Source organism: Azospirillum sp. TSH64, from assembly GCF_003116035.1.
In the GTDB taxonomy this organism is placed as follows: Bacteria; Pseudomonadota; Alphaproteobacteria; order Azospirillales; family Azospirillaceae; genus Azospirillum.
Genome location: NZ_LGQW01000015.1, coordinates 168,413 through 192,091 on the forward strand (window position 1 = coordinate 168,413; position 23,679 = coordinate 192,091).

The following is a 23,679-nucleotide window of genomic DNA, read 5'->3' on the forward strand; positions in this document are numbered from 1 at the left end:
CGGACCGCCCACCGGTTTGGGGGCCCGGTCCCGATGCGCCCAATCCGCGGAAACGCAGCCCCGCCTCACCCTCAGGTCGCCGGCTATGCGATAAAAATCATTTCATGAAATATACAAGTAAGGACATGACCTTATCTCATGCCCTGAAGCCGCGACGGCGTTTCTCCACAGCTTCCGGAGGCCGCCCGGTCCGCCTCACCCCCGCGGGATCAGCGGATTGGCCGGTGAGCTTTCCAGGAAGGCAACGAACTCGTCGGTCAGGGCGCGGACGTTCAGGTCGGCATTGCTGTCGGGATTGACCTCGCCCGGACCGTGCCCGGTATAGGTCATCTCCTTCAGGAGAGAACGCTCGATCAGTTCGGTGCGGAAGGCCGGGACGCCATGTTCGTCCAGCAGGCCGCGAGCATGGCGGTCGACGCGGGATTCGATGGCCGCCTGGGTGCGGACGATCACCACGCTGGAGGCTGGGGTGTGCTTCAGCACACCGACGGAATCCGCCACCACCTTGAAGGTGCGCACCGTCTCCTTCACGTCCATGAAGGACTGCTGGGTCGGGATCAGCACCCCGTCGCTGACCGAGAAGGCGTAGAGCATGGTCAGGTTGCCGAAGCCGGCAAGGTCGATCAGCGTGTAGTCGAAGCTCGGCGCGTTCTCCTGCACCGTCTGGCGGACGTTCGATTCCGTGATCTCGTCCAGCACCCGCACCCCGGCATCGTTCCGCCGCCGCGCCCATTCGGCCAGATGCCGGTTGGGGTCGCAGTCGAGCAGAAGCACGCTTGCCTCGCGCCGGCGCAGTTCGGAGGTGAGCGCCATGACCAGACTGGTCTTGCCGACGCCGCCCTTGGTGGAGGCGAAACTGATGATCCGAGCCATGCGGTGGTTCCCGGTTGCAGAGGGGGAAAGCGGGGGGACCCGAGCGGGAGCTTTGCGGATTTACACGCAAGAACAGGAAAGATGGAAGTGGTTTCACGTCATGAAGAAGAAGCATGAAATCATGATATTTAAATATAAAATGGCTTTGTGGGGAGGGGAAGAGACGCCGGGACGGCGGTGCGTCCCTGCCCCGGCGCTTGTCAGCCCCGGCATCGCCATGGCATAGCCACCCGGCCCAGCCGTTGCGGCTCCCAGCCGGCGGTACGCTGTGCCGTGCCCGGATCGACCGCCGCCTGCCTGCGGATCCGTGTTCAGCCGCTCAATCCATCCGCCTCAGCCATCCCGCCGCCAGGATCCGCCGCATGACAGACGCCAGCTTCCTCCAGGTCCGGACCGATACCGAAGCGGGGCGTCCTTGGCACGCCATGGAAGGGCTGCGGCGCATCCTGCAGCGGGAGCCCGGGAATGCGGACGCCGTCGAGCTGTCGAAAACGGTCCTGACCGACATCTTTGCAAAGGGGAGCGACGCCTACCGGCATGGCCGGCTCGAGGCGGCGGTCTGGTGTTTCGTCCTTCTCGCGGAGTATGGCGCGCCGCGCGATACCTTTCGCACCAACTGCGAAGCCGTGGTTTCCATGATCCTCCAGCGCGCCATGGAGGATGCGAATGCCGGGCGAACCGGCGACGCCAGGCGTGCCTGCCGGCTGCTGCTGGTCCTCGATCCGGCGATCGCCCAGGCGCATCTGCTCATCGGGCAATTCGAGCGCGGCGCCGACGGCGACGGGGCGGTGGCGGCCATGTCGATCGCCCGGGGCCTGCTGCTTGCCCCGGAGACGGCCCATGGCGACCAGTTGCGCGATATCGCCATGCCGGCCGGCATCCGCGCCCTTGCCGAGTGGCTTGGCCGTGACCGGCCGGCGGCTCCGCTCCTGGGGGCGCTCGGCCGGCTGTGCCCGCCCGGCCACGCGGAGGCCCTGACCCGTTGCCGCGGGATGACGGTTCAGGCGGAGGCGTGGCAGGGCGCCGGCCGGACGGAGGCGCGCTGGCAGGCGGCCGCGGCCGCGATGCATTGGCTGGGAGATCTGCAGCAGGAGCGGCAGGGCTATCGTGACGCCCTGGAGGCCCACAAGCAGGGTTTCGACCTGTGGAACAGTCCGGCCGGACTGGAGCGCAAGGCGCAGGCCCAGCAGTATCTCGTCATCGAGGAGTTGCTGGAGAGCCTGAAGGGCTTCGCCTATGCCTATGTCTACGACATGGACCGGCAGGCCGCGGCCCGTGCCTCCTTCGACAGCCTGTCGGCAACGATGGAACGCCTGCTGGAGGCGCCCGGCATCGACAGCTGGACCCGCACGCAGCGCTGGACGACCCTGCTCGGCATGCGGTCGCTCGTCGGCTATGCGGTGGCGCTCGGACGCAATCCCATTCTTCCGCTGTCCGGCAATCCCTTCGCCGAAGACGCGGCCACCGCAGACATGGCGGAGGGACCGGCCGTCCCGGCGGAACCGGCATCCCGGCGGGTCTTCGACTGCTGCACCTTCTTCAACGAGGCCGAGATCCTGGAGGTCCGGCTGGCCGAACTCTACGACGTGGTCGAGCGCTTCGTCGTGGTGGAGGCGTCCCACACCCATTCCGGCGAGCCCAAGGCGCTGACCTTCGGCGACCATCGCGAGCGGTTCCAACCCTACATGGACAAGATCCGCTACGTGGTGGTGGACGAGCTTGTCGGCACCTTCTCCTGGCAGCGGGAAGCCTACCAGCGCGACGCCATCCTGCGTGGGCTGGACGGCTGCCGCGACGACGACATGGTCATCGTCTCTGACGTCGACGAGATCCTGCGGCGCGAGGTGGTGGAGCGGCTGCGCGGCGGCGGGCCGGCCTTCGACACCGTCTTCACCACCGAACTCGACCTGTTCTTCTACCGGCTGAACTACCGCTTCTCCCGTGACTGGCGTGCCGCCGGGGCCGCGCCCTTCCGCTTCATCCGGCAGACCGGCCCCAATGCCGTGCGCTACCTCGCCAAGCAGAACATCGGCCACTTCATCCGCGACGCCGGCTGGCATTTCAGCTGGATGGGCGATGTGTCGCGCTTCGCCGCCAAGCTGAACGCCTACGCCCACCAGGAGCATGCCCAGTCCTTCGGCGAAGGCAACATGGCGGACGTCGCCAGCTTCCTCGACGGCGGCGGCATCCTGCCCGAAGGTGCCCCCGGTGCCCGTGGAGGGTACGAGGTCGTGCCGCTCGACCGTCATCCCCGGCTGGTGCGCGACAACCTCGACCGCTTCCGGGAGATGGGCTGGATCCGCTGAGGCGGGCCGGCGCCGCCCGGCCTTATCCGGGCTTGACGTCGGCGGTGGTCCCGGCCCGGCGCTTCAGCCGGTGCATCGCGTGCTGGCCGCCGCCGGTGGCGCGGACCGAATAGAAATAGGCGCTGTCGTCGGTCCAATAGCGGCCCTCGCCATCGACCATCACCGTGCTGCTGTGGATGTCGGCCGGATAGACGGTCAGGCGCGGGGCCGCCTCCGCCGTGAAGCCGGCCAGATGCACGGCGGCGAGCGCCGCCTGGTCGAGGAACCAGACCGGCAGGCCGCGATCCAGGAAATGGCGGATATAGCGCCGGGTCAGGTCGAGGAAACGCAGCGCCCCCGCGGTCGGCCGGATGTGCAGCACGTCGGCGTAGAGCAGGCTCCAGATGTCCAGCCGCTTCAGCGCATGGCTCATCATCCCCAGGTCCGAGTGGGCGGAGGCCGCCAGCAGCGGGTTCAGGTCACGGATCGCCATCAGGTCGACGTCCAGCATCAGCACCGGCCGCCTCCAGCGGGACAGCAGGTCGGGCAGCACCAGGAAACGGCTGCAGGCGTAATAGGTCTTGGCATTGTCGCCCAGCGGCGTCAGGTCGATGGTCTCGCGCAGGACGATGAAGCGCCCGGCGCCATGGGCGGCGGCCAGGGACGCCACCGTCGCCTCCGCCTCCGCGTCGGGATTGATCAGGTGCAGGGCGATGGCGCAGTCCAGGCCGCTGTCCTCGACGATGGACCGCACCATGGTCGGCAGGAACTTGCGCGCATAGACCGCGTCGCAGGATGCGTAGACCACCAGCGGCCGGTCGTCGCTTCCCGCCCCTTCGGCAAGCGTGGCGCGGATGCCGGCCGGCGGCGGTCCGTCGCGCAGGGATGCCAGGAAGGCCGGGGCGGTGCGGGTGACGGCATCGCGTCCGCCATGGCGCTCCGCCGCCTGGAGGAACAGGGCGTCGGCCTCCTCCAGCCGGTGCTGTTCGGCGCACAGGCAGGCCAGCCGGCTCAGCGTGAAGGAGACCTCCGGATACAGCTCCAGCGCCCGGCGGTAGGCACGCTCGGCGCGCAGCCCCTGCCCGTCGCGGCGCAGTGCGTTGCCCAGCGCCACCAGCCCGACGCAGTCGTCGCGGCCCTGGAAGCGGGCGACGTCTTCGGCTTTGCCCAAATGGGTCAGAAGCTGCCACAGGTTGGAGCGCCGGGTCCGATCGGCGGGCGTCAACTGCCAGGAGGCGAGCGCATGGCCGGCCGCCTCCGCCATGTCCTGTCCGACCAGCAGCCGGGCGAGCGCGTCATGGGCCACCGCCACTCCGGCTCCACCCTCTTCCACGTCACGTTCCAGCACCCGGCGATAGAGTGCCATGGCGGTTTCGGGTCCGCCCGTCCGCTCGGCGTCGCGTGCGGCGTCCAAATCGCTCTGGAGATCGGCAGGCGGCGGGACGGGGGGCATGGCGGTCGGTCTTTCAGGCTGGGGCGGCTTTCATCCCATGACACCCGTCCGGCTGACAAGCGGCCAGCATGACCGCCATCATGCCTTCCGTCCGACCGGATCGCTTCCCCCGAGTCGCGGTTCACCGGCCCTGAACGGTCGATGCCGGGAGGGTGGCCGGTACCACAAATGCGGGTCCACCACCGCCCTGCGGAAATATAGAGGCGATACCAAGCCAAAACGATGCCGTTCAGGAGAAGGCGCTTGAACAGTTCGCCAAATATCATCAAATGTCTGTATGGACCCGGGAAAGGGTTCCAGCCGAAACTGTGCCACGCCGGTTACTCCGGCGTGGCACTTTTATATCCGCGTTCCCGGATGCGCCGCCCGCCCGCACAGGCCGCCCGCACAGGCAGGCCGGGGGGATGACGGACGCAGCGGGCGGGGCATGGCCCCCGATCCCGTTGGGGAACCCGATTTTGCCGGTGCCCCTTATCCGGCGGCGCGTTCGCGGAGTGCGCGCTCCAGCCTGTCGATGGTGTCGTCCCAGTGCTGCGGCCTTGCCTGCCGGAACAGGCGCATGGTCGGATACCAGGGGCTGTCCTCGCGGTCGAGCATCCAGCGCCAATCCGGGGCGAAGGGCACCAGGACCCAGACCGGGACGCCAAGCGCTCCGGCGAGATGGGCGACGGAGGTGTCGACGCAGACCACGAGATCGAGGTTCGCCATGATTGCGGCGGTGTCGGCGAAGTCCTTGATGTCGGGCGACAGGTTCAAAAGCGGGAAGCCGCCCGGCGGGTTTGCCGCCTGCCCTTCGGTGGGCCCCTTCTGGATGGAGACCAGGCTGACGCCGGGGATCGCGGCCAGCCGGGCGAAGGGGGCCAGCCCGATGGAGCGGTTCCTGTCGTTGCCGTGGGTGGGCGATCCGGCCCAGACGATGCCCACCTTCAGGCCGCCCCCGTCCCTTGCCAACCCCTTCAGCCGCTCGCCCCAGCGCGCAACCAGATCGGGCTCCGCCGACAGGTAGGGAACGCGGGACGGCACGGTCTCCAGCCGGGTGCCGAACAGGGCCGGCAGGCTCATCACCGGGAGCTGGACATCGAAATCGGGCAGCGGCGCCCCGGTCAGCACCACGGTGACGCCGGGCAGGCTGCGCAGCACCGGCAGCAGCGCATGCTGGCATTCCAGGAGGATGGGCCGTTCGCCGTCCTCCCCCCCCTTCTCCGCCCCGACCATTTGCGCCAGCAGCGGCAGGTAGCGCACGCATTGCAGCACGTCGCCGAAGCCCTGTTCCCAATAGACCAGCAGCCGTCGGCCCCGCAGCGGCGATCCGTCCCAGCGCGGCTTGGAGAAGCTGCGCTGCGGCGAGGGCAGCTGGCCATGCTTCCAGCGCCATTCATAACCCCGCCAGCCCCGGACGAAATCGCCCAGCAGAAGCCGGACCAGGGATTCGTTCCAATGGGCGCCGGCGAAATCCGGCTCCAGCGTCGTGGCCCGGCGGAAAGCCAGCAGCGCCGCCCAGAAGCTGCCCCGGTCCTTCACCGTGGACCCCAGGTTGCTGTAGGCGCCGCTGTGCTGCGGGTTCAGCGCGATCGTCCGGCGGAAGCAGCCTGTGGCCTCCTCCAGCCGATGGTCGGTGCGCAGCATGGCGCCGAGGTTGTTGGCATATTCCGCCTCCATCGGGTCCAGCGCCGCCGCGCGGGCGAAGGCCTCGCGTGCCTCGTCCGGGCGTTTCGACCGCTCCAGCAGAAGGCCCAGTTCGTTCAGCACCGCCGGCTGGGCGGGATCGAGCCTTGCGGAGATCCGGTAGGTCCGGACCGCCTCCTCCCGCCGGTCGAGCTGGGTCAGCAGCGATGCCAGATTGTTCCAGCTGTTCAACGATCCCGGAACCAGCGCCAAGGCCCGTCGCAGCAGGGCGACCGCCGTTTCCTTCCGGCCGGCCAAGGCATGCAGCAGCCCCATGTTGTTGACGGCAGGGGCGAAATGCGGATCGCTGGCCGCGATCTGGGCATAGAGCCTCCCGGCCTCGTCGGCACGGCCCGCTTTCTGGAGGCCGACCGCCATCGTGAAGGCTTGCTCGATGTTCATGGGGGCCGCGGCGCTTCGGTTGGGGAACGGCGGGATCAGTAGCATGAAGATGCCGGGGCATGAAGATGCCGGCTTCTGCGAAGGGCGACCCCCGCCATCCTGTCGGCCCCGGTGGTCCCCAGGCTTCCATCCGTCGCGAACCGCTGCTCTCCGCGTGATGGCTGTTGCATCGCACTCCCCGCCCCCGCATCAATGGCGCTCGTCGAACGGGGAGTGTGGCGGACGGCATGGCGCGGCTTCTGCTGATCAATTACGAGTTTCCGCCGCTCGGCGGCGGGGCGGCCAACGCCACCGACAACACCGCCCGCGAACTGGCGGCATTGGGCGAAGAGGTGCTGGTGCTGACCTCCGCCTTCGGCGACCTGCCGCGGGTGGAACGGCGGGCCGACGGGGTCGAGATTCGCCGCATCCCGACCCTGCGCCGCCGCCGCGACCGCAGTTCGGTGGTGGAGATGCTGGCCTTCCTCGCCAGCTCGCTGGTGATGGCGCCGTTGATCGCCGCCCGCTGGCGTGCGGACGCCACCATCGCCTATTTCGGCCTGCCCTGCGGCCCTGCCGCCTGGATGGTGAAGGCGCTGTCCGGCGTGCCCTATGTCGTCAGCCTGCGCGGCGGTGACGTGCCGGGCTTCCAGTATGACGGCATTTCGCTCTACCACCGGCTGGCCGGGCCGGTGATCGGCTGGCTGTGGCGCCGGTCCTCCGCCGTCGTGGCCAACAGCGATGGGCTGGCCGGGCTTGCCCGCCGCTTCGCCCCGGACCAGCCCATCGCCATCATCCCCAACGGTGTCGACGCCACCCGCTTCTCGCCGGCCGATGCCGGGCCGGCCGATCCAAAGACAGTCGATCCGAAGACGGCCGATGGCGGAAATGCCGGTGACCGCCTGTCGCTGCTGTTCGTCGGCCGGGTGGTGCGGCAGAAGGGGCTGGACGTGCTGTTCGAGGCGCTCGCATCCCTGCCCGCCGGGACGCGCAGCCGCATCGGCCTGACCATTGTCGGCGATGGCCCGGCGCGGCCGGAGCTGGAGGCGCAGGCCGCCCGGCTCGCCTTGTCGGAGCGTATCGCCTTCCGCGGCTGGCTCGGGCGCGACGAGCTTCCCGCCGCCTACCGCGCCGCCGATATCTTCGTCTTCCCCTCGCGCGACGAGGGCATGCCCAACGTGGTGCTGGAGGCGATGGCTGCCGGCCTGCCCGTGGTGGCGACCCGCATCGCCGGCAACCGCGATCTGGTGGTGGAGGAGGAGACCGGCCTGATGCTGGACGCCGACGACACGCCGGCGCTTGCCGCGGCACTGGCACGCCTGGCTGAGGATCCGGCCCTGCGCCGCCGCCTGGGTGAGGGCGGCCGCCGCCGGGTGGTCGAGCATTTTTCCTGGCGGGCCGTTGCCGCCGCCTACCGCGATCTGGCGCTCGTCGGCCGCGCCGCGGCGGGACGTGTCCGGTCGGCGCAGGCGGAGTGAGGCGTTCGAGTTCCCGCGCGAAGTGCGGGAAGGCTTTGCAACAGCTCCACGGATGTCACAGATTAAAACACGGATTTCACGGATTTTTCTGATCTTGGCGGCGCCTCTGCCGTCCCGGGGAGCGACTGCCCCGCAACGCCACATCCGTGACGTCCGTGTTCATCTTGGCTCCCGCTCTCCGCCCCTCCAAGGATATGTGCCGCCACGCCCCCCGCTTGACGTGCTGTTGACATCCGATGGCTTTCGGGAGCGTATGGCGGCGCGGCAGAGCGGATCGGACAGCAAGGGATCGGACAGCGTGGCGGAACCGGTGAAGACGGCGGAAGGCAGGGGCGGCACCCCGGCCGGACCATCCGCCCTGGCCTTCGATTTCGGCGAGAACTGGGACCATTACTCGCGCACGGTGCTGGACGAGCCGCGGCTGGTGGCGGCCATCGACAGCCTGAAGGGGCTGGTCGGGACCGACCGGCTGAAGGACGCCAGCTTCTGCGACGTCGGCTCCGGCTCCGGCCTGTTCACCATCGCCGCCGGCAAGCTGGGCGTTTCCCGTGCGCTGGGCTTCGACGTCAACCCCACCGGGGTCGAGGTCGCCCGCCGCAACCTGGGCCGCTTCGCACCGGATCTGGCCGACCGCATCGAGTTCCGCCGCGGGTCTGCGCTGGACAGCAGCTTCGCCGGCTCGCTCGGCCGCTTCGACGTGGTCTATGCCTGGGGCTCGCTGCACCACACCGGCTCCATGTGGCCGGCGATCGAGACGGTGGCGCCGCTGGTGGCGCCGGGCGGTACCTTCGTGCTGGCGCTCTACAACCGCCACTGGACCTCGCCGATCTGGACCCTGATCAAGATCGTCTACAACCTGTCGCCGAGCTTCCTGCGGAAAGTCTGGGATTGGACGCTGGGCTCACTGATGTTCCTGGCGACCTGGGCGATCACCGGAGCCAACCCGCTGCGCAAGGAGCGCGGCATGGAGTTCTGGGTGGACGTCACCGACTGGCTCGGCGGCTACCCCTACGAATATGCCAGTGCCGACGAGGTGCGGGCGCGGATGGACGCGCTCGGCTTCGACATGCTGGAGGTCCGTCCGCCGCGCGTGCCGACGGGTTGCAACGAATTCATCCTGCGCCGGAGGCCCGCATGAGCGACGACGCATTCAAGTCCGCCACTCCCCTCTCCACTCCCTTGCCCGCGGCGGCGGCTGACCATCCCGGTGGCGTCGATTACGACGACAGCTGGGAGCGTCGCTGGAACGACATGCGCAAATACGGCCCGACCGGCCGGCATCTGCGCCGCATCGTCACCGAGATGGTGCGCCCGCTGAATTACGACAGCTTGGCTGACGTCGGCTGCGGCCAGGGCTCGCTGCTCGCCACCCTGATGCCGCTGAAGCCGCAGGCCAGCTACACCGGCCTCGACTTCGCCGCCAAGGCCATCGACGTCGCCCGCCGCAGGGCGCCCAATGCCGAGTTCGGCCTGCTCGACGTCGCCGCCGGCCATCTCGACCGCCGCTTCGACCTGGTGGTCTGCACCGACGTGGTCGAGCATATCGAGGACGATGTCGCGGCACTCCGCAACCTCGCCGCCATGACCGGCCGCTACCTGCTGGTCTCCACCCTGCAGGGCCGGATGCGCGACTTCGAGCGCACGGTCGGCCACCACCGCAACTATGCCCGCGGCGAGCTGCAGGCCAAGATCAAGTCGGTCGGGCTGGAGATCGAACGGGTGGTGGAATGGGGCTTCCCCTTCTTCTCGCCGCTCTACCGCAACGTGCTGGGGGCCGCCAGCGGCCAGGGCACCGAGGGCGATTACGGTCCCGGCCGCCGCTTCCTCGCCGAGGCGCTGTACCACATCTTCCGCCTGAACTCCTGGTCGCACGGCGACTACATCTACGTGCTGGCCCGCCGGCCGGGGTCGTGAGTTTCCTGCCTCCCTTCATGGGCCCGGCGGGTCTTCGCTCCGCCGGGCCCATGAAGGGAGGGTATGGTTTTATTTCATCACATCATGATTTCATGAAAAGGTGTCTTTAGATGCGCCCCCGCCTGAAGGCCCTGGTCAGCGTGCTGCTGGTCGCCCTGTTGCTGTGGCGGGTCGACGTGGCGGAGGTCGTGCGGGTGCTGGCGGTGGCCTCGCCGGGGCTGATGGCGCTCGCCGGCCTGCTGTTCTTCCTGATGCATGTGCTGAACGCGCTGAAGCTGCGGGTGCTGCTGCCGGAACTGCGGGCGGGGCGGCTGCTTGCCTACACGCTGGTGGCGCAGCTCTATGCGCTGGTGCTGCCGGGCCAACTGGCGGGGGAGGCGGTGAAGGCCTACCGCCTCAGCCGCGACGAAGGGCGGGGCGAAGGGCAGGGAGAGATCGGCAGCGGCCGCATCGTCTCGGCGGTGGCCTTCGACAAGGTGACGGGGATCGCCGGGCTGCTGCTGTTGACCGGCAGCGGGCTGGCGGTGCAGTCGGCACGCTTCGGCGACGGGCTGCTTGTGGCGGTGGTGCTGGTGCTGGCCGGGCTGGTCGCGGCGACCGCCTTGCTGGCCTGGGCGCCGGCGCGCACGCTGCTTCTGGGTCTGCTGGGCTGGCGTGCCGGGCCGAAGCGCGAAGCCTGGCTCCTCGGCCCGCTGCGCCGCTTTCTGGAAGCCTGGCGCGACCAGGCACGCCGGCCGGGGCGGGCATTGCTGTCGGTCGCCGTCGGGATCGCGGTGCAGGTGGCGGCGGTCGCTGGCAGCCAGTCGCTCGGCCTGGCGGTGGGCATCGACCAGCCCTTTTCGGTGTGGAGCGCGGTGATCGGGTTGATGTCGGTGATCGTGCTGATGCCGGTCACCGTCGCCGGCATCGGCCTGCGCGAGGCGTCGCTGGTCGGGCTGCTCGATCTGGTCGGGGTGCCGCATGCCCAGTCGCTGGCGCTGGGCTTCGGCATCCTCGCCTTCCAGGCGATGGTCGCGTTGCTGGGCGCCGTCATCGACCTGACGGTCCTGCGCAGCCGGCCTGGGGCCGGGCCGCGCGAGGGCGTCGGAGGGATCGACTGGAACGCACAGCCTCCCACAAGGATTCCGGCGGACGATCGATGATCATCCTGAATGCCATGATCGCGGAAGTGGACATGGCCGCTGTCTTGAGCCATGACGAATCCAGTCAATCAGCGGGGCCAATCGGGAAGGCCCGATCAATAGGGTAGGCAGGATGAAAGTTTCATTGGTTATCCCATGCACGCACAGGGACGTTGCCTGCGTTCCCCGCTTGCTCCAAACCTATGCGTCGGCACCTGTGAAACCCGATCAGGTGATCGTCTCGCTGAGCTTGGCGCCTCTCGCCTCAAAAGCTGCCGTGTCCGAGGTTGGCGCAATCGGGACCGCTTTCGACGATTTCACCCTGATCAAGCATGACGGTCGCATGCGGCATGGGCCAAATCGGCAAGCCGGCTCGATGAGGGCAATTCATGAAGTAATTTCCTACCAGGATGCCGACGATGAGGTGCATCCGCAGCGCATCGCCATAATAAGGGCAATGTTCGAAGCGCAGGACATCGTTCACCTGAACCATACCATGATCATGGATGGAGAAGAATTTCCGCAATATAATCAAGACAGACCAACAAATTTCAATGTTCGTTGGAATCATGATATATTCAATGAGAATTTTTCTGGAGGATGGTTTCTGTCATGTAAGGAAAAACAAAGCACATATGGCCATTTTACGGGATGGAAAGTGGCATCCGGTCTTCCATCCATTAGAAAGTCCGTCCTGGAACGGGTGAGATGGAAGGATTGGAATGAGCTTTATTTAGGTGTTGCCGAAGATTATGAGTTCAACACAGAAACATGTTTCGTGTTCAGGAAGTCGATGATAATCGATGCGGCGTTGATCAAATACACGCCCTTCCAGCGTCGCGAAACAACCGATGAGCTTCTGGGGGTGGTGCCTCCAACTCCGTGATTGAGGCGGCATCCAAATCTGTAGGGGATGCGGCATCGTCGCATGGCATTGTCCTTGATCAGGGAGCCGTGCCAAGTCCGCGCCCCAATTAGCCGTTGCGCTCGCCGGATCCTGCGGCCATACCATGGCCCGGCATCGCACCCACAGATGACAGCAGCCTCCGGACCCGTTCGATGACCCTCCTGCTTGCCCCCGGATCCGCCACCACGGACACCGGCACGGTTTCCGTCTCGGTCCTGATCCCGGTCTATAACGAGGAGGACAACATCGCCCCTCTGTGCGGCCGGCTGATCCCGGCGCTCGACGGGCTGGGGCGCAGCTTCGAGGTCATCTTCGTCAATGACGGCTCCATCGACGGGACGGAGGCGGAGTTGCAGCGGGTGGCGTCCGACAGCCGCATCCGCGTCATCAATTTCCGCCGCAACGTCGGCCAGACCGCGGCGATGATGGCCGGCATCGACCATGCCCGCGGCGACGTCATCGTGCCGATGGACGGCGATCTCCAGAACGACCCGCAGGACATCGCCGGCCTGCTGTCGAAGCTGGACGAGGGCTACGACGTGGTGTCGGGCTGGCGCGCCGACCGGCAGGACGGTTTCCTGCTGCGCACATTGCCGAGCCGGATGGCCAACAAGCTGATCTCCACCATCTCCGGCGTGAAGCTGAACGATTATGGCTGCACGCTGAAGGCCTACCGGCGCCAGATGCTCCAGGGCTACCGGCTCTATGGCGAGATGCACCGCTTCGTGCCGATCTACGCCCGCTGGCAGGGCGCCAAGCTGACCGAGATGCCGGTGCGCCATCACCCGCGCCGCCACGGCCAGTCGAAATACGGGCTGGAGCGCGTGCTGAAGGTCGTGCTCGACCTCGTCGTCGTGAAGTTCCTGACCCAGTACGAGACCAAGCCGATCTACATCTTCGGCTTCGCCGGCCTGATGTTCATGGGGCTGTCGGTGCTGGCCGGCATCTATGCCATCTACCTGAAGCTGGTCGACGGCATCTCCTTCATCCTGACGCCGCTGCCGCTCCTGGTGACGATGGGGCTGGTCACCGGCGTGATGTGCATCCTGATGGGGCTGCTGGCCGAGCTGCTGGTCCGTATCTATTTTGAAAGCCAGGGCAAGAGCCATTATTCGATCAAGACCATGCTGAACTTCGACGAACAGCCTCCGCCGGACCGCAGCCTCCGCGATTGATCGGTCCCGATAAAGAAAAGGCCCCGTACCGTTCCCGGTGCGGGGCCTTTTCGCATCAGGGCATCGTCAGGGCGTCGCCGCCACCCCGCCGGGCGGCGTCAGTTCCTTCAGTTCGCCGTCATGGCCCAGCACGAACAGCCGCACCCGCTGGCCGGCCAGCTCGGGCGGAATGGGCAGGGCGAAGCCGCTGTCGGTCATCCGCCCGTCCTTGAGGACCGTTGCGACGTCGGGCCGCGCACCGCCGGTCGGGGCGGTCGCGACGATGCGGTCGCCCACCCCCAGCAGGACGAAGGCCGCCGGCGCCGGCACCGCCGCATCGACCGCCCAGCCGAGTGCCGCCAGTGAGCCGGAGGGAAGCTGCGTGAAGCGGTCGAGCGAGCCGAGCAGTCCGCCCCCCTGGCCGCCGTCGCGCGGCACTATGTCCAGCCGCAGTTGTGCCGAGGCTTCATCCAGCTTGCCCGCCTGCAACAGAGTGGCCAGCGTTCCCCGCTCCGGCCGGCTCGCAGCATCGGCGAGGATCGTCTGCACGAAATCGGCCTTCAGATCGTAGGCGGCCTGGAGGAACGGCGCGATGTTGCGCGGCGAGGCGGACGGGCAGACCAGCGGCTGGCTCCAGTCCATCCCAGCCGGCTTGCGGATGGCTTGCAGATAGGTGGCGACGCAGCGCTCCGCCGCCCCGTCGCGCTCCGCCACCATGCGGTTGAGGCCGGCGACGCTCCAGTGCCGCCAGAAGGCGTCCGTCCCGGCGCCATGGCCGACGGCGAGCGCCGCCGCCAGCACCAGCCCGGCAAACGCTCCCGCCCCGGCTCCCACCCTCGTGCGGCGGCCGAACAGCAGGGTCCAGCCGGCGACCGCGGCGGGGAAGGCCAGCAGCACCGGATAGGCGTAGCGCGGGATGGTGCCGCAGCGCATGGCGTTGGCGATGCCCTCGCCGCACAGCCCGGCCCGGCCCAGCGCGGTGGTCATGGTGACGATCACCGTCCCGGCGATCAGCCCGGAAATGGCGAGCGCGGCATTGGGCCTCTCCCGCCCGGCGCGGCCCAGCAGCAGGCCCGCCGCCGGGATGAGGCAGAGCGCCAGGGCCGCCGCTCCCGCCGCCAGCGACAGCGGGGCTCCCACCGCCTCCACCGGCAGGCCGGCGGCGGTGGCGAAGGCGCCCAGCAGGAAGGCCCAGAAGCCGCTATGCCAGGGCAGCACCAGCGGCTGGCCGGTGTGGTTGGCGTAGGAGCCGTGGAAGGTCATCCACAGCATCGCCGCGGTCAGCAGCAGACCGCCGCCGACCGCCACCAGCGTCCGGCCATCACGCTCCCCGTCCCGGCGCAGGGCCAGCACCGCCCCCGCTCCGGCCGCCCCCAGGGCATAGCTGGCGCCGAACACACCGGTGGAACCGAAAGCCAGCAGGAACAGCGTCGCCAGCACCAGCCGCCCGCGGGCCAGCGTATGGAGGAACAGGAACAGGCAGGTGAAGAAGATCGGCTGGGCCAGCCCCATGTGCTGGTAATAGAAATACTCGTTGTTCAACGTGCCGGTCAGGAACAGCCCGGCCGCCGCCACCGGCACCCCATCCCAGGCCGAGCGCACGCAGTCCCGCAGCAGCACCAGGGCGTAAGCGGCGAGCATGGCAGCGAAGGCCAGCCAGCCGACCAGCCGGAAGGTGAGGAAATCGACGCCGATGGCCTGCCACAGCCCGTGGGTCAGCAGCTTGAAGAAGGGTGCGACATGGTCGCTGTCCTTGGCGAAGATCGACTGGAAGGTCAGTGGCTGCTGCACGCCCTGGGCGGTGCCGAAGAAATAGCCCCAATCGTCCCAATAGGGCAGGCCGGTGCTGGCATGCATGTTCATGCCGAACTGATAGGCGACGATCAGCGCCCCCACCCCCAGCAGCAGCCCGACCAGGGTGCGGGCGGACGACGACGCGCGGCCGGCGGGGACCTCGGAACGGGCAGCATCGTGCATGTCCGCGCCCCCGCGCGTCCGGGGGAACGAGCGATCCAGACTGTCTAGGCTCATACGGCGTTTTCCATCGGGGTCGGTGCCGGGGTCTGGGCCGGGCGGTCCAGCGCGGTGGCGAGCGCCGTCCAGGCCCACAGCAGGCCGCGGTGGTCGGCCTGCCCGCTGCGGTGTTCGTCCCAGCGCGCCGCCAGCCACTTGCCGTCCACCCCGATGCGCGCCGCAGTTTCCAGCGGCGGCTGGGGCAGGTGGCGCAGCCAGCGGCTCAAGGGGATGCCGAAGCCCTTCTTGGGCCGAGACAGGATCGCCGGCGGCAGCAGTGGAGCCATCGCCTTCTTCAGGATCCATTTTCGCGTGCCGCCCCGAATGCCGTTCGGCTGGAGCTTCACGCCGGCCGGCAGGCGGCTGACGAAGGCGACGAGGTCGCGGTCGAGGAAGGGCGAGCGCGTCTCCAGCGAGCAGAACATGCTGGCGCGGTCGGCCTTGATCAGCAAATTCTCGCCCAGATAGAAGCGGCCGTAGAACTCGATGGAGCGGTCGACGTCGTGCCGGCTGGCGCCCGAGCGCCACAGCGCGTCGGCCTCGTCATACAGCTCGTCGGCGGTCAGCTCGACGCCGAACAGCCGCGAGACCTCCTCCACCGACGCCGGCCCCAGCCAGGCCGGCATCCAGTGCGCCGGCCGGTGCCCCAGCCCGCGCAGCGCCCGGCGCAGCTTGAAGTCGAAGCTCATATTGCGGTCCGACCGCGGCAGCCGGTGGGCCACCGCCTCCGCCAGCCGGTGCAGCGGGCGGGGGACGGCATGGTGGTAGAGCCGCGCCGTGCGTAGCGCGTCGAAGGTGTCATACCCCGCGAACAGCTCGTCGCCACCGTCGCCTGTCAGCGCCACCGTCACCCGTTCACGGGCGAAGCGCGACAGCAGATGCGTCGGCAGGATGGAGGGATCGGCGATCGGATCGTCCAGCCGGCCCAGCAACTCCGGCAGCATTTCCGCCGCGGTGTCGAGATTCAGCGTGCGGCAGGCATGGTCGGTGCCGTAATGGCGCGCGGCGTCGGCCGCATAGCCGCTCTCGTCGAAGCTCGGCTCGTCGAAGCCGATGGTGAAGGTCTTCATGGTGACCGGGTCGCGGTGCCGGGCCGCGAGCGCCACGATGGCGGCGCTGTCGATGCCGCCGGACAGGAAGAAGCCGACCGGCACGTCGCTCAGCATGCGGCGTTCCACCGCGCGGTCCAGCAGCTCGCGCAGTTCCTCGGCCCACTCATCAGGGCTGCCCGGCGGCTGGTCGTCCACCACCATCCGGTATTCCCAATACCGGCTGACCGACAGCCGGCGGCTGGCCAGGTCGTAGACCATGCTGCAGCCGCCCGGCAGCTTGCGCACCGCGGCATGGGCGGTCAGCGGCGCTGGGATGAAGCCGTAGGCGAAATATTTGACCAGGGCCTTGCGGTCCAGCGTGTCCGGCACCGACGGGTGCGACAGCACCGCGGTGGCTTCCGACGCGAAGACCAGCCCGTCCGCCGTCTCGGCATAAAACAGCGGCTTCTTGCCGAAACGGTCGCGGCCGAAGACCAGCCGGCCCCGGCGGCGGTCGTACAGGCAGAAGGCGAACATGCCGTTCAGCCGCTCCAGCATGTCCAGGCCCCATTCCCGGTAGCCGTGCAGCAGCACCTCGGTGTCGGAATGGTCGGTGACGAAGCGGTGGCCGGCCTGCTCCAGCGCGCGGCGCAGCTCCGGCGCATTGTAGATCTCGCCGTTGTAGACGATGACCAGATCGCCTTCCGCCGTGGCCATCGGCTGATGGCCGCCCTCGATGTCGATGATGGCGAGGCGGCGGAATCCCAGATGCACGGCCAAGGCGCCGCCGGTGTCGATATGGACGCCGTCGTCGTCGGGACCGCGGTAACGGATGATTCTGGTCATGACGGCGAGGTCGCGCTCGCCGCCGGGTCCGGCGAAGCCGGCGAAACCGCACATGGGGCTGCTCTCCCGAAGGGACTGCCGAGGGTGGCGACGGGGGCTAGGTGTAGCGCCTCCCCCGGCCGGGTGCCATGGCGAAATGCCGGACCCTGGGTACCGGCGAGGCGGGGACAGCGGGCGCGTGGGCGGAAAGTCGTGGCTTCCGGGTCCTGCTTTGGCTACAGCAGGGGGCGTGGTATGCGGCCAGCTTGGCCGGGTCGGATGGGAGCGGGTGGATGATCGGTGGGCCGGTGGATCTGGAAGGCGGCTTCAACCGCATGCGCCCGTGCCGTCACGGCTTGATGGTCTACAACCGCAATGACCGCTATGTCGGCCGCTCCCTCGATCTCTACGGCGAATATGCCGAGTATGAGGTGGCCCTGTTCCGCTCGGTCGTGCGTCCGGGGGACGTCGTGGTCGAGGTTGGGGCCAACATCGGCGCCCAGACCCTGCCGCTGGCCCGCATCGTCGGGCCATCGGGCACCGTCATCGCCTTCGAGCCGCAGGAGATGCTGTTCAACCTGCTTTCCGCCAATCTGGCCCTGAACGGCGTGACCAGCGTGCGGGCTCGGCGCATGGCGGTGGGAAGCGAGGCCGGCACCATCCGGGTGCCGACGCTCGACCCGAACTGCTCCAACAATTTCGGCGCCCTCGGCCTCGGCGGGTGGGACCATGGCGAGCTGGTTCCGCTGGTGACGCTGGACAGCCTGAACCTGCCGTCCTGCCGCTTGCTGAAGGCCGACGTGGAGGGCATGGAGGAGGCGGTGCTGCGCGGAGCCAGCGGGCTGATCGCGCGCCACCGGCCGGTGCTGTATGTCGAGAACGACCGGCGCGACTGCTCGCCCGCCCTGATCGGGCTGATCCGGTCGATGGGCTACCGGGTCTGGTGGCACACGGCCCGCCTGTTCCATCCCGACAACTTCGCCGGCAACTCCACCGACCTGTTCGGCGGGGTCGGCGCCGTCAACCTCGTCGCCTTGCCGCCGGGCAGCGACATCCATATCCCCGAACCCGAGATCACCGACGATCACGCCTGGTGGCAGTGAGACAACTCTTCACCGTGACCTTTGGAGTCCATGGACGAGCCCGAACGTCGGTGCTTGACCGTTTTTTCATGGGTTGATTAATAGTCTACCAAGGCCCATTTCTGAACTGGAAGAGCTGCAGAAAATGAAAGCTGTAATACTTGCCGGCGGCCTTGGAACGCGGCTTTCCGAAGAAACGGACCTGCGTCCGAAGCCAATGGTGGAAATCGGAGGCAAGCCGATCCTCTGGCATATCATGAAGATTTATTCCTCTCACGGCATCAATGACTTCGTCATCTGTCTGGGTTACAAAGGCTATGCCATCAAGGAATATTTCTCCAGCTATTCTCTTCACAATTCGGACGTGACCATCGACTTGCGAACCAACACGATCGAGGTTCACCGCCGCCTTGCCGAACCCTGGCGCATCACCCTGGTCGAAACCGGAGAATCCACCTTGACCGGGGGCCGCATCAAGCGGGTGCTGCCCTATCTGGAGGGGGAGGAAGCCTTCTGCCTCACCTACGGCGACGGCGTCGGCAACGTGGACATTTCCGCTGCGATCACCTTCCACAAGGCCCATGGCCGCGCCGCCACCATGACTGTAGTGCATCCGCCCGGCCGCTACGGTCTGGTGGAACTGGAGGGCGACCGCATCTCTGCTTTCCAGGAAAAACTGCCCGGCGACGGCGCCCGCATCAACGGCGGCTTCTTCGTGCTGTCGCCGACGGTCGGCCGCTACATCGACGGCGACGACACCATGTGGGAGCAGGAGCCGCTGCGCCGTCTGGTCGAGGACGGCCAACTGCATGCCTGGAAGCATGACGGCTTCTGGCAGTGCATGGACACCATCCGCGACAAGCGCCTGCTGGAGGATCTGTGGATCGCCGGCAACCCGCCTTGGAAGAGCTGGTGACCGCCCCGATGAGCGCGCACATGTCCGCGAGTGCGTCCTTCTGGTCCGGCAAGTCGGTTTTCCTGACCGGCCACACCGGCTTCAAGGGAAGCTGGCTCGGCTTCTGGCTCTCCGCCATGGGAGCCCGCGTCACTGGCTACGCGCTGGAGCCGCCAACCAGCCCCAGCCTGTTCGAGGCGGCGGGCCTGCGCGAGCGTTTGCACCGCAACGAGATCGCCGACATCCGCGACCGCGATCGGCTGGAGGCGGCGCTGTCCGCCGCCCACCCCGACATCATCATCCACATGGCGGCCCAGCCGCTGGTGCTGCGCTCCTACCGCGACCCGGTGGAGACCTACGCCACCAACGTCATGGGCACGGTGCATCTGCTCGATGCGGTGCGCCGGATCGACAGTGTGCGCGTGGTGGTCAACGTCACCAGCGACAAATGCTATGAGAACCGCGAGTGGGTCTGGGGCTATCGCGAGACCGAGCCGATGGGCGGCCGCGACCCGTACAGCAACAGCAAGGGCTGTGCGGAACTGGTGACCGCCGCCTTCCGCCAGTCCTTCTTCCTGCCGGGGGAAAGCCCGGTCGCCCTGGTGTCGGGCCGCGCCGGCAACGTGGTGGGCGGCGGCGACTGGGCGGAGGACCGGCTGGTCCCTGACCTGATCCGCGCCTTCCTGGACGGCCGTCCGGCGGTGGTGCGCAACCGTCATTCAACCCGGCCCTGGCAGCATGTGCTGGACCCGCTGCACGGTTATCTGATGCTGGCCGAAGCTGCCTGGACCGAGCCGGCGACCCATGCCGAGGGCTGGAACTTCGGCCCGGCCGAGGGCAGCGCCCGCCCGGTCCATTGGGTGGCCGACCGGCTTGCCGCGCTGTGGGGCGACGGTGCCGCCTGGATCGACAACAGCGGCCCCGCCGGCCCGCACGAGAATCGCTTCCTGGCGCTCGACTGCGCCAAGGCGCGGCAGCGGCTGGGCTGGGCGCCGCGCTGGAATCTGGCGGAGACGCTGGCCCGCACCGTCGAGTGGTATCGCGCCTATGGCCGCGGCGGGGACATCCCCGCCCTTATGTCGGCCCAGCTTCTTGCGTATAACGAGGCCCGTCCGGTCGCCTGAGGCGGCCGGCGCCCTTCCGCATCACCGTTCCTTCCGTGAGACCGTCATGACCTCCTCTTCCTCCTCGCCGGCCGGCTCCGCGGATCGCCGGGAAGATCTGCGCCGCCGGATCCTCGATCTGGTGGCCGAATATGCGGAGGTCGCCCATGCCGACCGGCCCTTCGACGCCGAACGCTCGCCGGTCCCCGTCAGCGGCAAGGTCTATGGCGGCGAGGAGATGGCGCTGCTGGTGGACTCCGCCCTCGATTTCTGGCTGACCACCGGCCGCTTCAACGATGCCTTCGAAAAGCGGCTGGCCGAGTTCCTCGGAGCCCGTAACGTTCTGACGGTTAATTCCGGCTCGTCGGCCAACCTCTTGGCGCTGACTGCGCTGACCTCGCCGCTGCTGGGCGACCGCGCGCTGAATCCTGGCGACGAGATCATCACCTGCGCCACCGGCTTCCCAACCACGGTGAACCCGATCCTGCAGAACGGGATGGTCCCGGTCTTCCTCGACGTCGACATCCCGACCTACAACATGGACATGCGGCTGCTGGAAGAGGCGGTGGGGCCACGTACCCGCGGCATCATGCTGGCCCACACGCTGGGCAACCCCTTCGACCTCGCCGCCGTCACCCGCGTCGCCGAGAAGCACGGGTTATGGGTGGTGGAGGATTGCTGCGACGCGCTGGGCGCGCGCTATGACGGCAAGCTGGTCGGCAGCTTCGGCGACGTCGGCACCCTCAGCTTCTACCCGGCACATCACATCACGATGGGCGAGGGCGGGGCGGTCTTCACCGGCAACGCCAAGCTGAAGCGCTCGCTGGAATCCTTCCGCGATTGGGGACGCGACTGCTGGTGCCAGCCGGGCCAGGACAACACCTGCAAGCAGCGCTTCAACTGGCAGCTCGGCGATCTGCCGCACGGCTACGACCACAAGTATATTTACTCCCATATCGGCTACAACCTGAAGATTACCGATATGCAGGCCGCCGTTGGGCTGGGCCAGATGGACCGGCTGGAGGGCTTCATCGAGGCGCGCAAGGCGAACTTCGCCCGCCTGAAAGCTGGGATGGCCGAATTGGCCGACATGCTGATCCTGCCGGAGGCGACACCGAACAGCGACCCGTCCTGGTTCGGCTTTCCCATCACGGTGGCGGCCGGCGCGCCCTTCAGCCGCGACGAGCTGACCCGCGAGTTGACCCGCGCCCGCGTCGGCACGCGCCAGCTGTTCGGTGGCAACCTGCTGCGCCAGCCCTACATGAAGGGACGACCGCACCGTGTCGTCGGCGAGCTGACGAACAGCGACATCATCACCGCCCGCACCCTGTGGATCGGCGTTTATCCCGGCCTGACCGCCGCCCACATCGACTATATGCTGGACATCATCCGCGGTTTCGTCCGGGCGCGGACGGCCGGCTGAGGCGGCCGGGCGATGCGCGTCCCAATGCGCGTCCTCGTAACCGGCTCCGGCGGTTTCCTCGGCGCGCATGTCGCCGACCGTTTCGCCCGAGCCGGCTGGACGGTGCTGGCCGCCGGCCGGAAAGGCGGCGGCGACTGGCGCCTCGCCCGTCTCGGCGTGGCGGCGGAGCCGGTTCGGCTCGACCTGACGGCGTCGGGGGAGGAGATCGCGGCGGCGGTGGCCAACGCGCGTCCCGACCTGATCGTCCATTGCGCCGCCTACGGTGTCGATTATCGGTTTCAGGACGTGGCAGCGTCGGTCCGCACCAATCTGGAAGGCACGCTGCATCTGGTACGCGCGGCGGCCCAGGCGAAAGCCGGCCGCGTCATCCATGTCGGCACCTGCTACGAATACGGCCCCTCCGACCGTCCGATCAGCGAGGACGCGCTGCCGGCCCCGCGCAGCCTCTATGGCATCACCAAGGCTGCGGCGACCCTGGCGGCGCTCGGCACCGCCGCGTCGCGCGGGCTGGCGCTCGCCGTTGTCCGGCCCTTCGGCATGTATGGTCCGCTGGAGAACGACACGAAGTTCGTGCCGATGATCCTGCGCGCCTGCCGCGACGGCCGGCGGACCGAACTGACCGCCGGCGGCCAGCTGCGCGACTACGTCTATGTCGGCGACGTGGCCGAGGCCTGCCTGCGTCTGGCTGAGACGGCGGACTTCCCGGCCGGCGAGATCGTCAATCTCGGCTCCGGCGCGCCGATCACCATCCGCGCCTTGGGCGAGGCCGCGGCCGCGGCCGTCGGCCATGGCGGCGACTCCCTGGTCTGGGGCGCCTTGCCCTACCGCCCGGACGAGGCGATGAGCATCGTCGCCGATGCCGCGAAAGCCGCCGCAAGGCTCGGCTGGCGGGCCTCGACCCCGCTGGACGAAGGGATGCGGCGGGTTCTAGCCTTTCTCAATCCGCCCGAAACCCTGCCTGAAAATTTCGGAGTTCTCCCGTGCGCTACCTGATCACCGGAGGCTGCGGCTTCCTGGGCAGCAACCTCGCCGCCGCCGTTCTGGAGCGTGGAGAGGATCTCTGTGTCTTCGACAATCTGTCCCGCCGGGGCAGCACGCTGAACCTCGACTGGCTGCGCGGCCAGGGCGGGTTCGAGTTCCGCCACGGCGACATCCGCAATCCCAACGACGTGCAGCGCGCGGTGGCGGAGCTGCGTCCCGACGTGGTCTTCCATCTGGCGGGACAGGTGGCGATGACCACCTCGCTGGCCGACCCGCGGCTGGATTTCGAGGTCAATGCGCTGGGCAGCTTCAACCTGCTGGACGCGGTGCGACGCTCGGCGCCGGACGCCCTCGTGCTCTACAGCTCCACCAACAAGGTCTATGGCGATCTGGAATGGACGCCCTACGAGGAGACGGAGACCCGCTACGTCGCCCCGGCCTTCCCCAACGGCTTCGACGAGACCGCCCCGCTCGACTTCCATTCGCCCTACGGCACCTCGAAGGGCTCGGCCGACCAGATGATGCTGGACCACCATCGGGTATTCGGGCTGCGCACCGTGGTGTTCCGCCACTCCTCCATGTATGGCGGCCGGCAGTTCGCCACCGCTGACCAGGGCTGGGTCGGCTGGTTTTGCGGTCTGGCGGTCCAGGCCGGGCGCGGCCAGCTGATGGCCCCCTTCACCATCAGCGGCACCGGCAAGCAGGTGCGCGACGTGCTGCATGCCGAGGACATGAAGAGCCTCTATTTCAGCGCGGTGGAGCGGGCCGACGCGGTGGCGGGGCAGGTGTTCAACATCGGCGGCGGCATGGCCAACAGCCTGTCGCTGCTGGAGCTGTTCCGCCTGCTAGAAGAACTGCACGGGGTGGAGATGCCGTTCGAGCGGCTGCCGCCGCGCATCAGCGACCAGCGCATCTTCGTGGCCGACATCGCCAAGGCCCGCCGCCTGCTGGGCTGGGAGCCGAAGGTCGATGCGCGGCGCGGCGTTTCCGACATGCTGGCCTGGATCGCCGGCCAAAGCTGACGACCGGGCCGCTGACGACTGGGTTATTTATGCACTGGGCCGGCAAAGTGCCGCCCATCGAGGCTCGAGGATC

General features: G+C 68.1%; 18 protein-coding genes. 13 read left to right on the forward strand and 5 right to left on the reverse strand.

All coding sequences use genetic code 11. The annotated features are described in order from the left end of the window. Positions 1–195 precede the first annotated feature (195 nt). A complete protein-coding gene (locus tag TSH64_RS02220; protein WP_109046996.1) occupies positions 196–873 on the reverse strand; it encodes a ParA family protein in 678 nt (225 codons plus the stop codon). A 362-nt stretch (positions 874–1,235) separates the two neighbouring features. Here TSH64_RS02220 and TSH64_RS02225 point away from each other — a divergent pair, with 362 nt between their 5' ends. Next, positions 1,236–3,179, forward strand: a complete 1,944-nt coding sequence (locus TSH64_RS02225; protein WP_109095272.1) for a hypothetical protein — start codon at positions 1,236–1,238, stop codon at positions 3,177–3,179. A 22-nt stretch (positions 3,180–3,201) separates the two neighbouring features. Here the strand turns inward: TSH64_RS02225 and TSH64_RS02230 are convergent, their stop codons facing one another. Together TSH64_RS02230 and TSH64_RS02235 are read right to left on the reverse strand one after the other, a co-directional pair. Further along, positions 3,202–4,611, reverse strand: coding sequence for a tetratricopeptide repeat protein (locus TSH64_RS02230; protein ID WP_109095273.1), 1,410 nt, complete (start codon positions 4,609–4,611; stop codon positions 3,202–3,204). A 471-nt stretch (positions 4,612–5,082) separates the two neighbouring features. After that, entirely contained in the window at positions 5,083–6,678 is a 1,596-nt protein-coding gene (locus TSH64_RS02235; RefSeq protein WP_109095396.1) for a tetratricopeptide repeat protein, read from the reverse strand. A 227-nt stretch (positions 6,679–6,905) separates the two neighbouring features. Here TSH64_RS02235 and TSH64_RS02240 point away from each other — a divergent pair, with 227 nt between their 5' ends. The 6 genes from TSH64_RS02240 to TSH64_RS02265 all read left to right on the forward strand — a co-directional run bounded on the left by TSH64_RS02240 (position 6,906) and on the right by TSH64_RS02265 (position 13,252). Further along, entirely contained in the window at positions 6,906–8,135 is a 1,230-nt protein-coding gene (locus tag TSH64_RS02240) for a glycosyltransferase family 4 protein (protein WP_109095376.1), read from the forward strand. Between the two features lie 253 nt (positions 8,136–8,388). Continuing rightward, positions 8,389–9,273, forward strand: a complete 885-nt coding sequence (locus tag TSH64_RS02245; RefSeq protein ID WP_109095362.1) for a class I SAM-dependent methyltransferase — start codon at positions 8,389–8,391, stop codon at positions 9,271–9,273. Continuing rightward, a complete protein-coding gene (locus tag TSH64_RS02250) occupies positions 9,270–10,049 on the forward strand; it encodes a class I SAM-dependent methyltransferase (protein WP_109095363.1) in 780 nt (259 codons plus the stop codon). The genes TSH64_RS02245 and TSH64_RS02250 overlap by 4 nt, the downstream gene beginning before the upstream one ends. A gap of 110 nt (positions 10,050–10,159) precedes the next feature. Further along, a complete protein-coding gene (locus TSH64_RS02255; protein ID WP_247872691.1) occupies positions 10,160–11,191 on the forward strand; it encodes a lysylphosphatidylglycerol synthase transmembrane domain-containing protein in 1,032 nt (343 codons plus the stop codon). A gap of 112 nt (positions 11,192–11,303) precedes the next feature. Continuing rightward, positions 11,304–12,056 carry a glycosyltransferase gene (locus TSH64_RS02260; protein ID WP_109095364.1) on the forward strand — a complete coding sequence of 251 codons (753 nt, stop codon included), beginning with the start codon at positions 11,304–11,306 and terminating at the stop codon, positions 12,054–12,056. Positions 12,057–12,229: 173 nt separating this feature from the next. Beyond that, positions 12,230–13,252: a glycosyltransferase family 2 protein gene (locus TSH64_RS02265; RefSeq protein ID WP_109095365.1), complete on the forward strand. Its 1,023-nt coding sequence runs from the start codon at positions 12,230–12,232 to the stop codon at positions 13,250–13,252. A 66-nt stretch (positions 13,253–13,318) separates the two neighbouring features. Here TSH64_RS02265 and TSH64_RS02270 read toward each other — a convergent pair whose 3' ends face one another. Then, the gene (locus TSH64_RS02270; RefSeq protein ID WP_247872692.1) at positions 13,319–15,208 is read right to left on the reverse strand and encodes a hypothetical protein; all 1,890 of its coding nucleotides are present in this window, start codon (positions 15,206–15,208) and stop codon (positions 13,319–13,321) included. Positions 15,209–15,258: 50 nt separating this feature from the next. Further along, positions 15,259–17,175 carry an asparagine synthase (glutamine-hydrolyzing) gene (gene asnB / locus TSH64_RS02275; RefSeq protein WP_109095367.1) on the reverse strand — a complete coding sequence of 639 codons (1,917 nt, stop codon included), beginning with the start codon at positions 17,173–17,175 and terminating at the stop codon, positions 15,259–15,261. 218 nt (positions 17,176–17,393) lie between these two features. Between asnB and TSH64_RS02280 the strand changes: the two genes are divergently transcribed. The 6 genes from TSH64_RS02280 to TSH64_RS02305 all read left to right on the forward strand — a co-directional run bounded on the left by TSH64_RS02280 (position 17,394) and on the right by TSH64_RS02305 (position 23,606). After that, the gene (locus tag TSH64_RS02280) at positions 17,394–18,203 is read left to right on the forward strand and encodes an FkbM family methyltransferase (RefSeq protein ID WP_158285324.1); all 810 of its coding nucleotides are present in this window, start codon (positions 17,394–17,396) and stop codon (positions 18,201–18,203) included. Between the two features lie 124 nt (positions 18,204–18,327). Then, on the forward strand, positions 18,328–19,098 hold the full coding sequence (rfbF, locus tag TSH64_RS02285) for a glucose-1-phosphate cytidylyltransferase (RefSeq protein ID WP_109095369.1): 771 nt from the start codon (positions 18,328–18,330) through the stop codon (positions 19,096–19,098). A gap of 20 nt (positions 19,099–19,118) precedes the next feature. Next, on the forward strand, positions 19,119–20,201 hold the full coding sequence (rfbG, locus tag TSH64_RS02290) for a CDP-glucose 4,6-dehydratase (RefSeq protein ID WP_199237395.1): 1,083 nt from the start codon (positions 19,119–19,121) through the stop codon (positions 20,199–20,201). 46 nt (positions 20,202–20,247) lie between these two features. After that, entirely contained in the window at positions 20,248–21,603 is a 1,356-nt protein-coding gene (gene rfbH / locus TSH64_RS02295) for a lipopolysaccharide biosynthesis protein RfbH (RefSeq protein ID WP_109095370.1), read from the forward strand. A gap of 24 nt (positions 21,604–21,627) precedes the next feature. Next, positions 21,628–22,596, forward strand: coding sequence for an NAD(P)-dependent oxidoreductase (locus TSH64_RS02300; protein ID WP_158285325.1), 969 nt, complete (start codon positions 21,628–21,630; stop codon positions 22,594–22,596). Then, positions 22,584–23,606 carry a GDP-mannose 4,6-dehydratase gene (locus TSH64_RS02305; RefSeq protein ID WP_109095372.1) on the forward strand — a complete coding sequence of 341 codons (1,023 nt, stop codon included), beginning with the start codon at positions 22,584–22,586 and terminating at the stop codon, positions 23,604–23,606. The genes TSH64_RS02300 and TSH64_RS02305 overlap by 13 nt, the downstream gene beginning before the upstream one ends. Positions 23,607–23,679 lie beyond the last annotated feature (73 nt).